The sequence below is a fragment of the Paenibacillus sp. FSL H7-0714 genome, assembly GCF_038003765.1.
Lineage (GTDB): Bacteria > Bacillota > Bacilli > Paenibacillales > Paenibacillaceae > Paenibacillus_AQ.
Genome location: NZ_JBBOPT010000001.1, coordinates 831,943 through 850,564 on the forward strand (window position 1 = coordinate 831,943; position 18,622 = coordinate 850,564).

14 protein-coding genes are annotated in these 18,622 nt (G+C 43.3%); 11 read left to right on the forward strand and 3 right to left on the reverse strand.

The window, feature by feature from the left end:
- The first annotated feature begins 51 nt into the window (after nucleotides 1-51).
- The 9 genes from NST34_RS03685 (at nucleotide 52) to NST34_RS03725 (ending at nucleotide 10,774) form a co-directional block, all read left to right on the forward strand.
- The gene (locus NST34_RS03685; RefSeq protein ID WP_341127171.1) at nucleotides 52-465 is read left to right on the forward strand and encodes a GNAT family N-acetyltransferase; all 414 of its coding nucleotides are present in this window, start codon (nucleotides 52-54) and stop codon (nucleotides 463-465) included.
- Nucleotides 466-594: 129 nt separating this feature from the next.
- The gene (locus NST34_RS03690) at nucleotides 595-1,323 is read left to right on the forward strand and encodes a LytR/AlgR family response regulator transcription factor (protein ID WP_341127172.1); all 729 of its coding nucleotides are present in this window, start codon (nucleotides 595-597) and stop codon (nucleotides 1,321-1,323) included.
- Nucleotides 1,324-1,976: 653 nt separating this feature from the next.
- The gene (locus tag NST34_RS03695; protein WP_339268733.1) at nucleotides 1,977-2,597 is read left to right on the forward strand and encodes a GHKL domain-containing protein; all 621 of its coding nucleotides are present in this window, start codon (nucleotides 1,977-1,979) and stop codon (nucleotides 2,595-2,597) included.
- A gap of 733 nt (nucleotides 2,598-3,330) precedes the next feature.
- Nucleotides 3,331-3,462, forward strand: a complete 132-nt coding sequence (locus NST34_RS03700; RefSeq protein WP_143764129.1) for a VOC family protein — start codon at nucleotides 3,331-3,333, stop codon at nucleotides 3,460-3,462.
- 37 nt (nucleotides 3,463-3,499) lie between these two features.
- Nucleotides 3,500-4,372 carry an aminoglycoside phosphotransferase family protein gene (locus NST34_RS03705; RefSeq protein ID WP_341127173.1) on the forward strand — a complete coding sequence of 291 codons (873 nt, stop codon included), beginning with the start codon at nucleotides 3,500-3,502 and terminating at the stop codon, nucleotides 4,370-4,372.
- Nucleotides 4,373-4,541: 169 nt separating this feature from the next.
- Nucleotides 4,542-6,098, forward strand: a complete 1,557-nt coding sequence (locus NST34_RS03710) for a glycosyltransferase family 39 protein (RefSeq protein WP_341127174.1) — start codon at nucleotides 4,542-4,544, stop codon at nucleotides 6,096-6,098.
- A gap of 31 nt (nucleotides 6,099-6,129) precedes the next feature.
- A complete protein-coding gene (locus NST34_RS03715; RefSeq protein ID WP_341127175.1) occupies nucleotides 6,130-6,381 on the forward strand; it encodes a hypothetical protein in 252 nt (83 codons plus the stop codon).
- 103 nt (nucleotides 6,382-6,484) lie between these two features.
- The gene (gene yaaA, locus NST34_RS03720) at nucleotides 6,485-7,237 is read left to right on the forward strand and encodes a peroxide stress protein YaaA (protein WP_076286119.1); all 753 of its coding nucleotides are present in this window, start codon (nucleotides 6,485-6,487) and stop codon (nucleotides 7,235-7,237) included.
- Nucleotides 7,238-7,408: 171 nt separating this feature from the next.
- On the forward strand, nucleotides 7,409-10,774 hold the full coding sequence (locus tag NST34_RS03725; RefSeq protein ID WP_341127176.1) for a HEAT repeat domain-containing protein: 3,366 nt from the start codon (nucleotides 7,409-7,411) through the stop codon (nucleotides 10,772-10,774).
- An 80-nt stretch (nucleotides 10,775-10,854) separates the two neighbouring features.
- On the opposite strand, the gene NST34_RS03730 is transcribed toward NST34_RS03725, so the two are convergent.
- The gene (locus tag NST34_RS03730) at nucleotides 10,855-12,630 is read right to left on the reverse strand and encodes an ABC transporter ATP-binding protein (protein WP_341127177.1); all 1,776 of its coding nucleotides are present in this window, start codon (nucleotides 12,628-12,630) and stop codon (nucleotides 10,855-10,857) included.
- Nucleotides 12,617-14,392: an ABC transporter ATP-binding protein gene (locus tag NST34_RS03735; protein ID WP_341050305.1), complete on the reverse strand. Its 1,776-nt coding sequence runs from the start codon at nucleotides 14,390-14,392 to the stop codon at nucleotides 12,617-12,619. Before NST34_RS03735 ends, NST34_RS03730 begins: the two co-directional genes overlap by 14 nt.
- A 274-nt stretch (nucleotides 14,393-14,666) precedes the next feature.
- Here NST34_RS03735 and NST34_RS03740 point away from each other — a divergent pair, with 274 nt between their 5' ends.
- Nucleotides 14,667-15,368 carry an ABC transporter ATP-binding protein gene (locus tag NST34_RS03740; protein WP_042184895.1) on the forward strand — a complete coding sequence of 234 codons (702 nt, stop codon included), beginning with the start codon at nucleotides 14,667-14,669 and terminating at the stop codon, nucleotides 15,366-15,368.
- Nucleotides 15,369-15,381: 13 nt separating this feature from the next.
- Nucleotides 15,382-18,027 carry an FtsX-like permease family protein gene (locus tag NST34_RS03745; protein WP_341127178.1) on the forward strand — a complete coding sequence of 882 codons (2,646 nt, stop codon included), beginning with the start codon at nucleotides 15,382-15,384 and terminating at the stop codon, nucleotides 18,025-18,027.
- Between the two features lie 120 nt (nucleotides 18,028-18,147).
- On the opposite strand, the gene NST34_RS03750 is transcribed toward NST34_RS03745, so the two are convergent.
- Entirely contained in the window at nucleotides 18,148-18,606 is a 459-nt protein-coding gene (locus tag NST34_RS03750) for a GNAT family N-acetyltransferase (protein ID WP_341127179.1), read from the reverse strand.
- Between the last annotated feature and the right edge of the window lie 16 nt (nucleotides 18,607-18,622).

Here is an 18,622-nt window from a genome sequence, read left to right on the forward strand (position 1 = left end):
ATTGACTTGAGTAGGGAGATTCCTAAGTATCCTTTACCAGAAGGGGTTCTGGTGAAGCCAACTGCACTGAACAATAGTGAAGCTCAGGAAACATATCGTCAAGCTGAACTCGCTTCCTTTGACGGTGTGGCGTGGAGTCTAAACCATTTGGGATGGATGCAGGGATCTCCCGAAATCGTTAATTTCTGTTCGTTTCATGACGATCAATTGATCGGCAACACCTCAACATGGAGAATCACGGACGAGAGAAGTGCAACGGAGAATGTATTCGTCATTCCTGAATGGCAGAAAAAGGGTGTCGCCCGTAACATCATCTGCACCGCACTGAACTATCTACAACAGCAGGGCAAAACAATCGCCACATTAGGCACGCATGGTGATAATAAGAAAGCTATTAGGCTATATACTCAGATCGGTTATGAGTTGTGCGGTTCTAGATTTACCGTTGGCTATGAAATCGATTAATAAGCATTTACTAGACGACTTCGGTCGTCTTTTTTATTTACAAGGACTACTGATCTTCTTTATTGAATTATTACTAATAAGGTATTATTTTCAAAATAATATGTTTATTTAAAAAGGGAGTTTAGAGGAATGATTAGAATCTGCATTTGTGATGACGAGCAATTACATAGTTCCAAGTTAGAGAAGATTATTATGGATAGTGCAGGTTTGTATCAAAACATAGAGCTAGATATAGACATTTATGAATCCGGAAAATCATTGTTGAATGCTTTAAAAGCTAGAAACGAAGAGTATCAAATATTATTCTTAGATATTGAAATGGGGATTTTAAATGGAATCGAGGTCGCTAGGGAAATTAGAAAAATAGATAAAAATATGATTATCATTTACGTTACCAGCTATGACAATTACACCATGGAAAGCTTTGAAGTTTCTCCTTTTCGATACATACTAAAACCAATACAAGAAGAGCAAATAAGTAAAGTATTACTCCACGCAATTGATGAGGTTAGAAGGAATAACCAGTATTTATTCTTCAAAACTCAAAATCTTAACTATCAAATCAAAAGTGAGACGATTCTATCCATTTCATCTGAGAAAGGTAGGATTATACATGTTGTAACCGTTGATGACGAGTTTTCATTTTATGGCACGATAAAAGAGATTGAAGAAATGCTTGATCCCTTGTCCTTTATAAAAGTAAATCAAGGCACCATTTTAAATCTAAATTATGTACATATTGTTTCGGGAACCGATATTATTCTCACCAATAAAGAAAATTTCGCAATTAGTAGAGGTCAGAGAAAGGTAGTTAAAGATGCTTATAACAACTTCATAAAAAGGAGGATTGGCTATTGAGAAATATTGAGGTTATTAGCATTGCAGTTCTAGCTATTCTCTATACGCTTGTTCAGGTAACATCGATCTCTATTTATTTCAATGGATTTCTTAACCTCAGAATTTCAAAGTATAAATTTTATTCCTTAACATTTCTCGCTATGGGAGTAATAAAATTATTGTCTAGTGATACAAACTCTATGGTTAAGTTGTTTTTATTTGTTGTTCTTTTGAGTATCTGTATACTGTATTCGTTCTACGGATCAATGGCTCAAAGGATCTACCACATTATCTTTTTTACGCTGATCACTACACTTGCAGACTTGGCGTTGTCTATTATTACATATAATTATGATCAAAAATTTGAAGGTCAGTTATTCATTATGCTAGTCGTATATTTTAGTGCAAACTTTTTATCGTTGTTAATTGTGATGTTGTCGGCAAAGCTGTTACTCTATTTTAGATCTGATAATGAGATCGGATTAAGTAATAAGGAATGTTTGTTATTAAGTATAGTGCCTTGTCTATCCTTATTGAGTATATATTGGATTTTTCAGTATAAAGATATCAATCAATTCGTTCCATGTGTTTTTTTGTTAATTGTGAATGTGTGCATTATGCTGATTTACAATAGTTTAGAAGGGAAAAATTTTCTTATACATAAGTACTCCATAATGGAGACACAAAATAAATATTACGAAGAGAGCTTAGAGAATCAAAGGGAAATGTCTAAGCTAAAACATGATCTGAAAAATATTTTATTAAATATAGCCTATGGATTGGAGAGGGATAGAACAGACGAGGTAAAAGAGGAGCTACAGGAGTTATTGAAAACCAATGTATTCTCATATAGATTATTAACCGGGTGTATACCCATCGATGCCATTCTTCATAGTAAGCTAGAACAAACCAAGAAGTATAATATAGAATGCACTTTAGACCTCCAAGTTCCTCATGATTTATTTATAGAACATACCATTGATCTAGCGGCCATTTTAGGGAATCTTTTAGATAATGCAGTAGAAGCAGTGCTTAGATTAACAGAAGAAATAAAAAAGGAAATTGAAATCAAAATAAAATTTAGTGAGGATAAATTATTCATAATCATTGTAAATTCGTCGAATCATGTGAATGTGGATTTCTCCTATGGGCGATTAATTTCTGAAAAAGGGAAAAATAGGTACGGCATTGGAATCAGCAGCATCAATGAACGAGTCAAAAAGTTAAAAGGATACTCAGACTTTTCGTACGATGAGGGCTATTTTAATTCAATCGTAGTTCTACCAATTCCGTAAGACAACAAAAAGGCGACTTTCCATTCAAAAATCGAATGAGAAATCGCCTTTTTATTTTGCAGATTACAACGAGTATTGTGCGGATTACAACGAGCATCAAAAAACAAAAAAATATTGGTTTATGATTTCAATGTAGGTTATCAAGGGCATGAATATTCCAAAGTACAAAAGAAAAGTGAAATAGGGGGGAGCAAAGAGTCGCCATTGCGCGGGCTTTCGTTATGCAAACTGTATCCATTTCTTTTTTGGGACATGTGAATTCTAAATCAAATAGGAAAGGAGGGAGAACGTTATGATTCCATTAGTTGTATTAGTGGTTGTATTTGCTTTATTGACTATAACGCTATCATGTCTATGGCTCTACAATGATTGTTTGTATCGAGGAATAAATCCTTGGATTTGGGTATTCTTAATGATTGCGACCACTCCCATATTGGGATTCATTTTATATTCTCTTATTGGAAAAAGAGGAATATCAATTACGGGTAAGCCTAGGAAGAATAAGTATATAGGATCTGCGGTTTTTATTACCATCCTGTTGCTTATCTTTTCAAGTATCGGATTAGCATTTTATTCAGTGACATAGGTAGAAAAGTTAGATTCAAGCTGACAGTGCTCTGTAGAGTTTCTACAGAGCTTTTTATTATTGTTATAATTCATTTCAATATTTTACCGCCTATGCTACTATATCTACGATCATAAAAGGAATAATTTAGAAGATTGGGTGGATTTCATGGAAATCGGTGCTGTCACTTTGATTGTAAAAGACATGGAAAAGATGGCCACATTCTATCGGGACGTCATGAATATGGTTATAGAATGGGATGGTGGCATTGAGATCGTAGCTGGCATTCCACAAGAATAATTGGATATATACAATCACCCGAAAGGAAGAATTGCTCTTGAGAACCCCTATAACTAATGTAAACTGGCTTGAACACCATGAAATCATGGATGAGCTACTCTATCATGAAGCCAGCTTAACCACGCATCCGATGGATGATGGCTTTGAAGCTGAGGTTCTAAAGATCAATCTAGATCAGGAAAGCTATGTCTTGAAAACATGGAGTAAGAGCTCCAAACCAGATGTTCAGTTTCAATACCGTTTATTGGATGTCCTGTCCGAACGAGGGGTAGCCGTCTCTAAACCAGTGGGTTGGGGAATCAATCCGGACGGAAATAAGGTGTTGTTAACAAGCTTTGACGGAACGCCAATTCATAAAGTGAATAATAAGACAATGAAGGAGCTCGCGAGCATTTTAGCCAGAATTCATCAAATAGATATCGCTGATCTGGAACATATACAACTACCTAAGTACGATTTCATCGACTACTTTTTTCCTGAAGTGAGAGAGCATACAGACCTTAATCAAGCTGTGATTTCTCTAGTGGAGCAAACTCCTATGAGACAAGATCGTATCATTCATGGAGATTTTCATTTAGGAAATATAGTAGAGGAACAACAGCGATTTACCGTCATCGATTGGACGAACGGCCAGTTGGGAGACCCTAGATATGATTTTGCATGGTCACTTATTCTGCTGAAAGTCCACATCTCCGAGCGTTACGCTGATATGTTCCGTTCTGCTTATCTATTGGAGAATTTTATGGAACAGGAAGAGCTTGAGGTGTTCGAAGCATGGGCTTGTCTAAGATGGATCTTACTGAATAGACGAGGCAGTACACCTAAAGGACCTAATGTAACGAAGAGGGTAAAGAGCATACTGGGAAGTAATCGCTTCCTGAAAGATTTGGATTTCCAAGGGTTTAAATGAACTTCATCTTAAAAAAATTACAATACAGACCGCAACCCTTTGCGAGGGAGGCGGTCTATTTACGTTTGTTCGCTGCTTTCATTCAATATTCAGTTTGGGTGTTTATAATGCTTTTTATGAATCGGGGGATGTGCTTGTATAGACTTCTACTGTGAAAAGGAGGTTTTCCATGGTAAGGGCAATTCAAAAAACATTGTATCTCATACTGGCATGCTTCATAGGACTGTTTATCGCTTCCTCCTTTTTTATCCGAGCGAAATATAATTATTTCGTATATGGGGACACGCCAGTTTTGGAGAAGCAACAGCTCAGCCTTTTTATTCTAGGGATTGTGGTGGTGCTGGCGTTAAGCGTTATTTTGTATAAAATATGCCTGAAGCTTAATCAGTGCAGTTGGAAAATCGTCATTCCAGCCACATTGCTATGTTCTTTTGCCATTCAGCTCGTGATCATTTTTCTATTTCCTCGCTTGCCGACGGATGATTCGCAGACGGTGCTTTCACTGGCACTCGATATGATGTACAGGAATGATTATTCATCTTTTGACACGACGGGTTATCTGCATATGTTCCCGTTTAATTTCTCGATTGTTGTGTACTTAAAGACGTTGCTACAGTTATTTCCGGATAATTATCTGGTAATCAAAATATTCAATATTCTATTTACACTCTTAACCTCGTTAATGATTTACCTGCTGTATAAAGAGCTCAAGGGTAAGTCTGAGGATCATGATTATGGCATTCTCGTGTTTGCCGCTACCTATATCCCTTCTTTGTTTATGAGTAATTTAATTTATAACGATGTGATCGCGACTGCCTTTTTGACAAGTGCTTTATATTTTGCTGTGAAATTTATCAAAAGAAAGTCCTTAAAGGATATTGTCTTCGCAGCCATCTTCCTGGCAGTCGGGAACTATTTCCGAAGTATCGGTGTTATTTTTCTGATTGCTGTGGTAGTCAGTCTTTTGTTCAACTTGCGTGCGATCGGGGTAAAAAAAGCTCTGAGCGCGTTGTTTATTACGGCTTTAATGTTTAATGTTCCAGGCTGGACGCAAAATGCTGTGCTGCAGGCGACGAATGTCGTAGATGAACCAATTAACGAAAATTCCGCACCGGTCTATATGTGGCTGAATATGGGGATCAATCTGGAGACGTTTGGATTCTGGGATAACTGGCAGAGCTATACGATCTACCAGCAGGATGCCAATTATAATAAGGAAGAAAGTACGCAGCTATTTAAAGAGGAAATCAGCCATAAACTCTCCGAGGCGAGCCTAAGCGACGTAGTGAAAATGTATTATAAAAAAATCGTTTGGACCTGGACAGAAGGAACATACCAGATGGAACGATATGGACTTGGGAATGATGGATCATCCAGTAACGGTGGAAGAATGGGCTTTGTCATGGACCGTTATAGCTACACTAATGCTGCTACGGATCTATTTAAGGGGGATTCGAGCTACCGAAGCGGGCTACTGTGGTTGCTGTATGTCCTGAATTTTTTGATGTATGTTTTTATACTCGTTCGCTTAATCGGTGGAATAAGAGCCAAAAGGTATGAGGAAACCTCTGTGATTCTTGTGGTGCTGGGCTTTATCGGTTTCTATCTACTATGGGAGATTAAGTCCCGGTATATTTATCCGGTATATCCGCTGCTGATCGTGTTATCCTACATGGGTTTTAAAGATATATATGAGTATATGTTAAAAAGATATTTTCCACGTTGACCATTTTTGCTCGGAAAGAGGGGGTTCAAAGATGCGGATCAAGCGATATCTCGCTTTGCTCATAGTAGTGCTTAGTTGTTCCATGGTGCTCGTCTCCTGTGACGCCATCACCGCTCAGAAGATATCAAGTACAGATTCTGGTTCAAGGGTGAACGGGGGACAGGGCTTTAACGGTGGCCGGGGTAAAGATGGAGGGAGCTCTCCCGGCATGAATGGTGGGACAAGAAGAAACGGCAACCAAGGTACAGATGGAGGAGTTAGCGGGCAAAGTGGGCGACAGTGAACAAATTTCATGAACTTGCCCCAAGCCTACGAAGATTAAGTGTGATAGGATAAGATTACATTTAAATTCCCCGCGGGGGTAAGAAAAGAGAAAAGGGAGCAACATGAGAATCATTATATCGCCTGCCAAGAAGATGAAGATGGATACAGATTTTATGGATTGCCGCCAGATGCCGCAATTTATAAGTGAATCTCAGACTCTTCTGGCCTTATTACAAAAGTTGGATTATGAAGAAGCCAAATCGCTATGGAAATGCAATGATGCCATCGCCACGCTGAATGTGGAGCGAATTCGGGATATGGATGTAACACGGAATCTTACACCGGCTATCTTTTCCTATGAGGGTATCCAGTACCAGTACATGGCACCAGGGGTACTTCAAATGGAGGAGCTGGAATATCTTCAGCAGCATTTACGGATATTGTCCGGATTCTATGGAATCGTCCGGCCATTTGACGGCGTTGTTCCGTACAGGCTGGAGATGCAGGCTAAGCTAAGCGGACCAAGTTTCAAGTCTATCTATGAGTTCTGGAACAGGAAGCTGGCAGATCAGCTATTTTCGGAGACTGATATCATTCTGAATCTGGCCTCTAAGGAATATAGCAAGTGCATCTCCCCGTATGTTGGCGGAAACGTTCGAATGATTAGCTGTGTATTCGGGCAAGAAATCGGCGGTAAGATCGTTGAGAGAGCGACCCTGGTCAAGATGGCCAGAGGTGAAATGGTACGCTTCATGGCTGAGCGGCAAATCACCTGTGTGGAGGATATCAAAGGCTTCGACGGGTTTGATTTCAGCTTTGCTGATGAGCTGTCGGATGAGAGTACGTATGTGTTTATACAAAAAAAGAATGAATAGAGTTAGTAGTACTACGGGTAATCTTGGAGGCGGTTGAACAACCAGCTTCAGGGTTACCTTTATTTTTGGTCAACGAAACCAGATGGGAAATTCTAGTTTTTTAAAGGGGATAGATTGCAGTATAGAGAATAAAGTTCGGATGGAATAAGAACAGGTGAAAGAGGAGGGCTTATGATTTTTAAAAGAGATCCATTGGACAAACAGAGCTTACTTAAAGAATTGGATTCACTAGGCTATTCAGACAGAGTCAAAAAAGTAGCAATATTAGGCCGTGATCATCTTGGATCTGTCCAGTACTCCCAATTACTAGCTTCCTTGCTGGAGGATGGTGTTTATGAAGCACGTCTTGCCTTAATCGGTGCCATTGCAACACATGATGCCCCTATTATTCTGTCAGCCCTGCGGCATCCCATGGCAAGTATCAGAAATACGGCTGCGGGTCTTTTGGCAAAGGTGGCTTCAGATGCTGATATTGAACGTGAGCTCCCCCATTTATCATATGATTGCCGCCGTAAGCTGCTGCACAGTATTTCACAGATTAACCGTCAGGAATTGGCGGAACGTTTATTGCCTGTGGTGTACGACCGGTGGGGAGCGGAGGAGGCAGCGATTATACTGCAGGCCTGTTACTCGGAAACAGTTAGTAAGTGGCTTACTGATATAGGATATGCCATAAAAGACTGGAAGAAACTAGCCAGCAGGCATCTTGACGTAGTAGCGGAATACTTTGAAACAACGCTGGGAAGCACACCACCCAGGGAAAAAGGATATGTCTGGTGGAGGTTCTCATCAGCTATGGAGATCCTATGCAATCTGAAGGCGGATCTGGTACTTGCGTGTGCGATGAATCATGGACCCGAGGGTGTCATACATCCTGCGTTAAAGGAACAACTTGGTACACTTGTACGCCAAAATCCGAATAAGGTGTATCAGCTGCTGACTCGAACGGAGTCGCGGAGCGATCTGATTTCTTATGGTGTGCCTGAAGGGGTTCTAAAAAGAAAAAAATATTTATCCATGGAGCAATGGATTGAGATAGCGAAATTACTCGCAGATCACCCGACGCATTTAGCGAAGTTGCTGCATAATATTGCACCTTCCAACCGCCAAGTGATTTTTGATGCCGTGTATGAAGAAGATAAACGCCAAGACCGTGTTTTTCCGGAAAGATTACTTTATGTATTACCGCATGCCTTGCGTGACAAGGAAGCCACCCGGATGCTTGGCCTTCGTGAAATCAATGATGACCGGGAGAGAACAATCAGACTCACCGCTTGCCGTTCTATTCTTCATTCAAGAGCGGGGCTTGAACAAGCAACAAAGGTATCCAGTTCAGAAGAACGTTCCACGGCGCTTATGCAACTGATCAGAAGTACGGTTCTGTCGAGACAGGGTATGCATGAGACTTTGGTATTTTTGGGCCGGATTAGAAATGAGCAAGATCCTGTTCGAGGTTTTGTGTTTAAGGAGCTTTCAGAAAGTCCTGCATCTGTGTTCACCGATGCCCATGTACAAGAACTTACTATGCTTGTTGATAGTGTTATAGATGCCAGAGATACTTCATATGGTACGAAGTTTTCCGTTCAACAACTGGCATTTGCTATTCTCCGGCATAACGCATTAAATCCTCACAGTGAGTTGTTCAAGTTCTCTTTAAATACGATCCGGAAACTGGCCCAGCAGAACGGACAGCTTTCACTTCCATCGTTGGAGAAGAATTTACCACAGGGAGTAGAAGAGGTCATCTTTGATGAAATCTATACATTAGCTGTACAGGGCAACAAAAGAGAAGACTACAATCTGGTGCTTAGCCTGGCTAGCTCATTTGGTAAAAGAGGTTACGGCATCATAAAACTTCAGAATCTGTTAAAGGAAGCAACGAGGGCAAAGGCAGATTCTACAGCTATACAAGCGGCCAGATACTGGCTTGCGCCTCGTACAACACGTGATGCCAGAGTTAAGGAATTATTAGCTTTAGATAAATCGTATATTACGATCCATGAAGTATTCCAGCATCTGCATCTGAAGCGTCAAGAATGGCTCGATCCTTTTATTTCAGGGGCTGTCATTAAGGGCAAGTTCCTATCAGGCAAAACTATCTATCTTGTGCCGGCCGCGGATGGATTCCACAGATGGCTGCCACGTCAGCAACAAGCTTTAAGTGCCTTATTAGAAAAAATTGCATACGATGCCAAACGTAATCTTTGGGAGCGTGCAAGAGTTATTAAGATCATGGCAAGCATGCCTGATCTCGGTTCGGATAGGTTACTTGGGCTTATGCAGGATAAGGAAGTAACTGTAGTAGAAGCTGCACTTCATGCCTTTTCACTTATGGAAGAACCGGAGAAGGCACTTCCCATTCTGCTGGAGAATCTGGATGGGGACCGGGCACGTGTAGCCATGTACTCGATACCCAGATGCATCCGCAGGGTGAATCCGGTGTTACTGGTTACCATGCTGAAAGAGCTTCTGAATCGGGATAAGCTGAAGATCACTGTCAGAAAAGAGGCCATCCGCTTACTGGGTGCTTATAGAAGCGATGACAGCATTCCGCTATTGATGAACGAGTTCGAGAAACCAAATGCACACAAGGATGTAATCATTGCCATAGGGCATGCTGCAAAACAGCTTTTAGATGATGAACGCGCTTGGGAGATTTTAAGTGCAATGGCTGCTTCATCAGAAAGTGATATCGCAAGAAGCTTGTTATCCCAACAGCCTAATGATCTTCCGCTAGACTATAGACTTCGCTATTTAAAATTAATCATTGAAATCGGAAATCATCCGGATGGGTTTGTCGGCAAGTATGCTTTCAGTTCTATGATGTGGTGGACCAATGGAAATGAAGGCATTGTTGCAGCTGCCACCGCTCAGGCTATTATGGATTTGGAAGACAGCAACAGATGGGAATTTGCCATGAACACGCTAATACAAACCTGCCGCGATGGTAAGATCAATGAGGTTGTAATCGGCGTTTGTCAGAAATTAGCTAGTGCGGCGATAAGGGATGAATGGAATGCAACTACCAGTAGAGATTTGCCTCATCGGCAACGTCTCCTGAAACTTATCAACCAGCTAAACGCTTTGCCAACAATCACCCGGGTGCACCTTAAACCTTTGTATACGGGATTGATTGAGTGTCTAGCATCGGATGAGACTTTACAGCAAGTTGTGATGAAGCTGTATATAGCAGTAATAGACTGGAATAATGTGCAGGAATCCGCCGCTTATCTGAATCAGATGGTTAACTGTATTTCAAATCAGCCGCAGCTGTTGAGCGACGCCTACAAGCAGGTTGCTTATAATTTAAAAGACAGCACAGGCTACTGGAGTCCGGAGACCTTATTGGAAATTGTAGATGTGCTAGGGTCTGAGGGGAGTTACGAATCTCAGTATATTGGACTTTCGTTGCTTGAGGTTGCCGGAAGTGCTCTACTCTGGAGTCCAGAGCCTGCAGAGCGTTTGAGGGTGTACAGAAATCACACGAATATTGCGGTTCGCTCACTTGCGCTAAATATTTGGACGGTGATAGATTAGTTTTCATAGTTTTAATAAAATATAAACACCAAAAAAGCTCAGGCTACAATTCGGCCTGAGCTTTTTTGGTGTTTATTCAATTAAGCTTCCATCTTCTGCGCCGTATAAAGGCGGTGGTAAAGCCCCTTTTGTGCGATAAGCTCATCATGTGAGCCGCTTTCTGCGATACCTTTGTTAGACACATACATAATGCGGTCGCAGTTTTTTACGGTGGACAGGCGGTGCGCGATAATGAATGAGGTACGTCCTTTAAGGAGCTCATTCAGACCTTTTTGCAGCAAACGCTCAGTCTTCGCATCGATCGATGAAGTGGCTTCATCTAATATGAGAATTCTCGGATCAGCCAAAAGCGTTCTTGCGAACGAGATGAGCTGCCGCTGTCCCTGAGACAGCTTGGAGCCACGCTCGTTGACCTCCGTCATGTAGCCTTGATCGAATTCACGGATGAATTCGTCGGCGCACACGGCTTTCGCCGCAGCAATCACTTCTTCCTCGGTGGCATCGAGTTTACCGTAACGAATATTGTCCAAGATCGTACCGGAGAAGATGAAGCTGTCCTGTAGCATAATCCCCATCTGGCTGCGCAGGGACTTCAGCGTAATCTGCGAGATATCCTGATCGTCGATAAGAATCTTACCGCTTGAAATATTATAGAAGCGCGAGATCAGATTGACGACCGTAGTTTTGCCTGCACCTGTTGGTCCCACTAGAGCGATGCTTTCTCCCGCTTTGATCTTAAAGGAGATATTCTCCAGAATATTGAGTCCTGGGTCATAGGCAAAGGTCACATCGTCGAAAGTGACATGGCCCTCTACAGGCCGCAGTGTCTTCGCATCCGGAATATCACTGACGGTAACGGGCTCATCCAGCGTCTCGAAGATACGCTCGAGATAGGCAACGGCGTTGATGAAGTTATTGTACAGGTTCGAAAGATTCAGAATAGGCTGCCAGAAGCGGGCAGCGTAGCTGCTCATCGCCAGAATGACGCCGAGGGTCATATCTTGTGGACTCAGTGTTAGTAGGCCTACAAGGAAAATCAATGATGTAACGATCGTAGACAAGTTGTCTACGGAGAACGGAATAAGTAAGTTGTAACGTTGAGCCTTCATCCATTCTGTACGGAAATTACCCGCGAGACGTGTGAAGATTCCTTCGTTGCGTTGTTCCCGGGAGAACATTTGCGTCACACCAATACCGCTGATACTTTCTTGCAAATAGGCGTTTAGGTTGGAGCTTTTATTGGATACTGCTTGCCAAGCCCGGCGTTGCCGAGTTTTGATCAGCATCATGATGACAAAGAATACTGGCAGCCCTGCAAGGATGACAAATGATAGACGTACGTCAACAGCGAACATGAAGGCTGCGATAAAGAGCAAATTCACGATTTCTAGAATAAAGTTGATAATACCGTTGGATAACACATCTGAAACGGCGTTAACGTAGTTTACGACCCGGATGAGAATCTTGCCTTGCGGACGGTCGTCATAATACTTAAAGGGCAACTCTTGCAGATGCTTAAACAAATCTGTACGGATGTCAAAAATAATATCCTGCCCAACACTCGTCATGATACGTGAACGAATGGTAGCCAGATAAACGCTGACCACAATGGTCAGAAGCATCAGTCCAGCCCAGCCCAGTAGCGCAAGCTTCGCTTTTGCCGGAATGGTCACGTCGATCACATGCTGCATGATCAGTGGAGCTGATAGTGAAATGGCCGCTGAAAGTGCACTGAGGATAAATGCAACAATCATTGGCGTTTTCTTTCGTTTGATGTATACCATCGCACGCCGGAAGTGTTTTATATTAAACGGCGATTCCAGATTCTCATCGACGTCGAATTTATTCCTTGCCACTTGCGGTCACCTGCCTTCCAATACCCTCGTTCTGCAGTTTAAACACATCGTAGTAGTAGCCTCGTTTCGCTAGCAGTTCGGCGTGGGTGCCTTCCTCAACCAGCTTCCCGTTATCCAGAATGAGAATACGGTCAGCCTGCGCGGTCGTAGATACACGCTGCGCGATAATAATCTTCGTGCAAGGATAATCCAGCTCGCGTAGACTTTTCTGAATATGCTCCTCCGTCTCAAGATCGACAGCAGAGGTCGTATCATCCAGAATGAGGATCGGACGGCGAACTGCCAAAGCACGTGCTAAAGCGATACGCTGTTTTTGACCTCCAGATAAGCCGACTCCTCGTTCTCCGACAACGGTATCATAACCTTCAGGCATTTTGGTAATGAAGTCATGTGCGGCTGCGAGCTCGGCAAAGCTTATCGCATCTTCTTCCGGAAGATCAGGATCACCGTAGGCGATGTTTCCATCGATAGTATCAGAGAACAAGAGCACATCTTGGGTCGCCATGCCGATATTATCGCGCAGCTCATCGAGTTCCAGCTTTCGGACATCAACGCCGTCGACGAGTACACGTCCTTCGGCTACGTCATAGAAGCGAGGAATCAGGTTGATGATTGTTGTTTTGCCTGATCCGGTCGAGCCCATGATTGCTATGGTTTCACCAGGTTCTACGGTAAAGCTAACATCGTCAAGTACGATAGCGCTGTCATATTTGAAGCGGACATGATCGAACTCAATACGGCCTTCGTAACGGCGTTTGTCAGTAGACGTATGCTCGTTTACGATATTAGGCTTTGCGTAATAGATATCAATGATTTTGGACAAGCTCGCAAAAAAGCGCTGAATGTCGTTGATAATAATACCAATGTTGCGCATAGGGTTGGATATAGCCCAGATCAGTGAAGAGAAAGCTGTAAATTCACCGAAGGTGATCCGGCCGTTCATCAGGAACAAACCACCAGCCAGCATTAGAATGACGTTGAAGCCCTGAGCGAAGGATTCCAGAAAAGGAAAGTAATCAAGCCATACAAGGGCGGCCTTTTTGTTCGCTGTAGAGTAATTGACATTCTTCTCCGTAAATTTTTGAACTTCGAACTCTTCGCGGGCAAAAGCCTTAACCACACGGTTGCCTGAAATATTCTCCTGAGTAGTCGTGTTAAGCTGGGACAGCCGCTCACGCAGGTCAATATACATAGGACGGACGCGTTTAGCGAATATGTAAGCCACGATAAAAATGGGCGGTGACAGGATTAGCATCCACAGCGTTAGCTGAGCATCTATAGTGAAAAAATAGATAACAGCAGCAATGAAGATCGTTAGCGATTCAATGATCGTTTTGAAAATCCATGCCATCGAGTGCCGAACCATGTCCAGATCCCCGGTCATCTTGGTCATGAGATCACCGGTACGGTTACGGTCGTAATATTCTCTGTCCTGTCCTTGAATCTTGTTGTACAAAAAAATACGGATATTGTACATCATGTTTTGCGAGGATCTTTCGTACTGCATGGTTGTAATATAAGCAAGTCCTGTGCGCAGTAGAGAAAATCCAATCATGCCCAGACAGAGCATAATCAATAATTGCCGTTCTTGTGTAAGATTCTGCAGCGCATTGTCACCTGCTATAAACGTATCGACAATGCGCTGACTGATGTAAGGGTTTACAATCGTAAGACTTGAACCCACTACTGAGAGGCAGAGCGCTAGAATGTACCGTGTCCGGTTGCCCTCTAAGTTCTGCCATAGCCATTTCAGTTCGAACATCTGATCACCTGTTTCTGATTGTTCTTGTTCTTTCACTCTTGCCTGAAAAGAGTGAATAAAACAAAGTGATTATAACATTATCAATTGACTAAGTATCGTTTACGGTAAAATTTCCTTGTTACATTATTGTTACAAAAAAATGAACTTATTAATGATGTGAATTTATCCTTGAGTAATGAGGGTTTGCCATTCGGGCTTGGGCGTTCTAATTATGATAAACTGAAACAATGTAAAGTGATTAGGCTTGGTTTGGATAGAGACAGGAGGATGGAGAATGAGCTTTGTTGCTGTCAAAAATGAGTACAAGCGTTACAAGATGGGTGAAAGTGTGATCGTTGCCAACGACGGAATTGATTTTGAGATAAATAAAGGTGAGTTTGCAGTGATTGTCGGCCCCAGCGGTGCGGGCAAATCGACGGTGCTTAATATTCTTGGCGGGATGGATTCTGCTGACGAAGGCCAGGTCATTGTGGACGGTACGGACATTGCCAAGTTCAGTGCCAAAGAGTTGACGGGCTACCGCCGCAATGACGTGGGTTTTGTGTTCCAGTTCTATAACTTAGTGCCGAATCTTACCACACTGGAGAATGTTGAGCTTGCTTCTCAGATTTCCCCGCGTGCACTAGATGCGCGTAAGGTGTTGGAGGATGTGGGATTAGGTGCACGGCTGGATAATTTTCCGGCTCAGCTGTCTGGTGGTGAGCAGCAACGTGTCGCTATCGCCAGAGCGCTAGCTAAACAGCCGAAGCTGCTCCTTTGCGATGAGCCAACAGGTGCGCTAGATTACAATACTGGTAAGCAAGTGCTTAAGCTGCTTCAGGATACCTGCCGTAACACAGGCACTACGGTCATCGTAATCACGCATAATTTGGCGATTGCGCCAATGGCAGACCGGGTTATTGAGATTAATAATGCTAAGGTACGGAAGATGGTAACCAATCCTTCGCCAGTATCCGTTGAAGATATCGAATGGTAAGGAGAAGGCATCTATGAAAAAGCGTGCGTTATGGAAAGATATTTTTCGTGAAATTAGGCACACTAAGGCCCGATTTATTTCGATTTTTGCAATTATCATGCTGGGCGTTAGTTTCTTTTCTGGCATCAAGTCAGCCGGTCCAGATATGCTGGATACAGCCGGAACCTTTTACAAAGAGACGAGGCTGATGGATCTGAAGGTGCAGACCAACTATGGTTTGACCAAAGATAATATCGAACTGCTGAGCGATGTACCGGGGATCGATGAAGTTCAGCCGGGTTACAGCGCAGATGTGTTTAGCGGCGATAATGCTTTGATACTCAAAGTCCATTCTTACAATTCAGATAAACCTCTTAACCAGTACAGTATGATTGAAGGACGTCTTCCAGAGGATTCCGGAGAAATCGTATTGGATGACAAGCTGGCTGGAAAGTATGCGCTGGGCGACAAAATAACGTTCAGCGGAGCTGGAACAGATGCGGAGTTGTCAAACAACTTTGAGACATTGAATTATACTGTTGTGGGCTTTGTGCGAAGTCCTCAATTTATTGAGAAGAGTACCCGGGGCACCAGCGGAATTGGTAAAGGGACGGCGGATGCATTCGCAGCGATCCCAGAGTCGGATTTTAAGCTCCCGGTCTATACGGAAGCCTATCTATCCTTCAAGGATACAACCGGAGTGAAGGCTTATTCACCAGAGTATGAGGGATTGATCGAACAGCATACCAAGTCAGTAGAGCAGGCGATGTCCAGTGTGCCGGAAGCTCGGCTTGCGGAGATGCGCGCGGAAGGCGAGAAAGAGCTGTCCAGTGGACGAGGCAAGGTGGCCGCCGCCGAGAAGCAGCTCGCCGATTTAAAGCGCCAGCCAGAAGTGGTGCAGCAGGGACAAGCTGCAAACATGAAAGCCATTGCTGATGGGCTGGTCTCTGCCAAGGCGGAACTGGCTGCAGGGGAGCAAAAGCTTGCAGAACTAGGGCTCCCGAAGGTCTATGTCACTGACCGCAGTGCCAATCCGGGATATGCCGAATATAAAGACAACGCTGATCGATTATCGGCAATTGCGAGTGCTTTCCCGGTATTCTTTTTCCTGATTGCTGCGCTGGTCAGCTTGACGACTATGACTCGAATGGTCGAGGAGCATCGTTTGCAGATCGGGACACTTAAAGCGCTTGGGTATGGCAACCGTGACATTATGGCCAAATTCTTGGTTTATGGTACACTTGCCAGCTTGACGGCTTCGGTTGCGGGACTTGCGCTCGGTTTTACCATGTTTCCAACCATTATCTATAATGCGTACAGTTCGCTTTATAATCTGCCGGATCTTATCAAAAGCTTCTATCCGTCGTATTCCATCATTTCCATTATAGTGGCGCTTATCTGCACTACATTGACGGCTTGGATTGCCGCACGTGTAGAGCTGCGTAGCAATGCTTCTGTGTTAATGCGTCCGAAGGCGCCAAAGAGCGGGCAGCGGATTCTACTGGAGAGAGTTACGTTTGTATGGAAACGGCTGAGCTTTGTTCAGAAAGTTACCGCACGGAATTTATTCCGCTACAAGCAGCGGATGTTCATGACTGTGTTCGGCGTGGCCGGCTGTACGGCGCTGATTCTGACCGGGTTTGGTCTTAAAGACTCGATCGGCAGCATTGCCCCTCAGCAGTTCGGCACGATTATGAAATATGATGCACTTGTAGCGCTGCATGAAGATGCGTCTGCTGATGCGCGGGATGCCTACGAGCAATTGATCACTGGCGAGTCCACTATAACTGGATCACTAAGTGTGGCACAGGAAACGATGAAAGCGCACAGCAGTGGTGTAAATGATCAGGATGTGCATATGTTCATCCCTGCATCTGTTGATGCGATATCCGATTATGTGGAGCTGCGGGATCGAGTGAGTGGAGAAAAACGCACGCTTTCGGACGAGGGCGCTATAATCTCGGAGAAGCTGGCTAAATTATACGGGCTTGAGCCCGGCGACCAGTTGAATGTGGTGGACAAGGATAACGAGACATTCAAGATTAAGGTCATAGGGATTACAGAGAACTATGTAATGCACTATGTTTATATGACACCTGCGTATTATTCTTCCGTATTTGGACAAGAACCGGTGTTCAACACAGAGCTGCTGAAGTATACCACGCACGATAAAGCATGGGAGGACAAGTTCGGCGAGAAGCTAACGGACAATGAGGGAGTGGCCGCGGTCAGCTTTTCCAGCAACGTAGGTACTGCCTTTGATGACACCATGAAGAGTATGGATGTTGTAACCTTGGTACTCATTGTATCGGCTGCTGCTCTGGCTTTTGTCGTCCTCTACAATTTGACCAATATTAATGTCTCTGAACGGATCAGGGAACTATCAACCATCAAGGTATTGGGATTTTATGATAAGGAAGTAACGTTGTATATTTACCGTGAGAATATGCTGCTAAGCCTACTTGGCATTGTAGCCGGATCGGGTCTTGGCATTATATTGCACAGCTTCGTCTTGAATACAGCTGAGCTGGATGCGACGATGTTCGCGCCGATTATTAAGTGGCCAAGCTATGTGTATGCCGCACTCTTAACACTGCTATTCTCAGGCATAGTCATGGCTTTCATGCATATTAAGCTCAAGCGGATTCATATGATTGAGGCGTTGAAGTCGGTAGAATAAGCGGAGCTTCCACACCAAAAACAAAAGTTGATCCTACTTAAACACAAAGGACCGCTTCGAACAGCCATTGTTATGGCTACTCGAAGCGGTCTCTTTTGCTTTGAGAGGCGATGGAATCTTTTAACGTGAGCCGATCGATAACTTCATATGAAGGATAGGAAAAGGATTTCCCTGTTCATCCAGTGCAGAACGCTCAAAAACTTGAAAACCCATATGCTCATAGAAACCTAAGGCCTGCGGATTTTGTTCATTTACATCAACGTAGCGTACGTTCAGTGTCTGTATAGCATAAGCAACGAGTGATTTTCCAATGCCTTTTCCCATTGCAGCAGGTTCTACGAATAGCATTTCAATCTTGTTATCCTGAATCCCTATGAATCCAAGCGATTGGTCATGGTCATCTATAAAAGCAAGCAGATGACTTATATGCTCCATCCCTTGTATAACCAGTGGCCGCAACGCATCAATGTCCTGTTCAGACAGGAATAGATGTGTATGCCGCACAGATAATTCCCAAATATTCAGTAGACGGTATAAACATTCTTCATTTCTAGCGGTGATTGGTTGTATCGAGTCCATGTCTTCCCTCGCATTT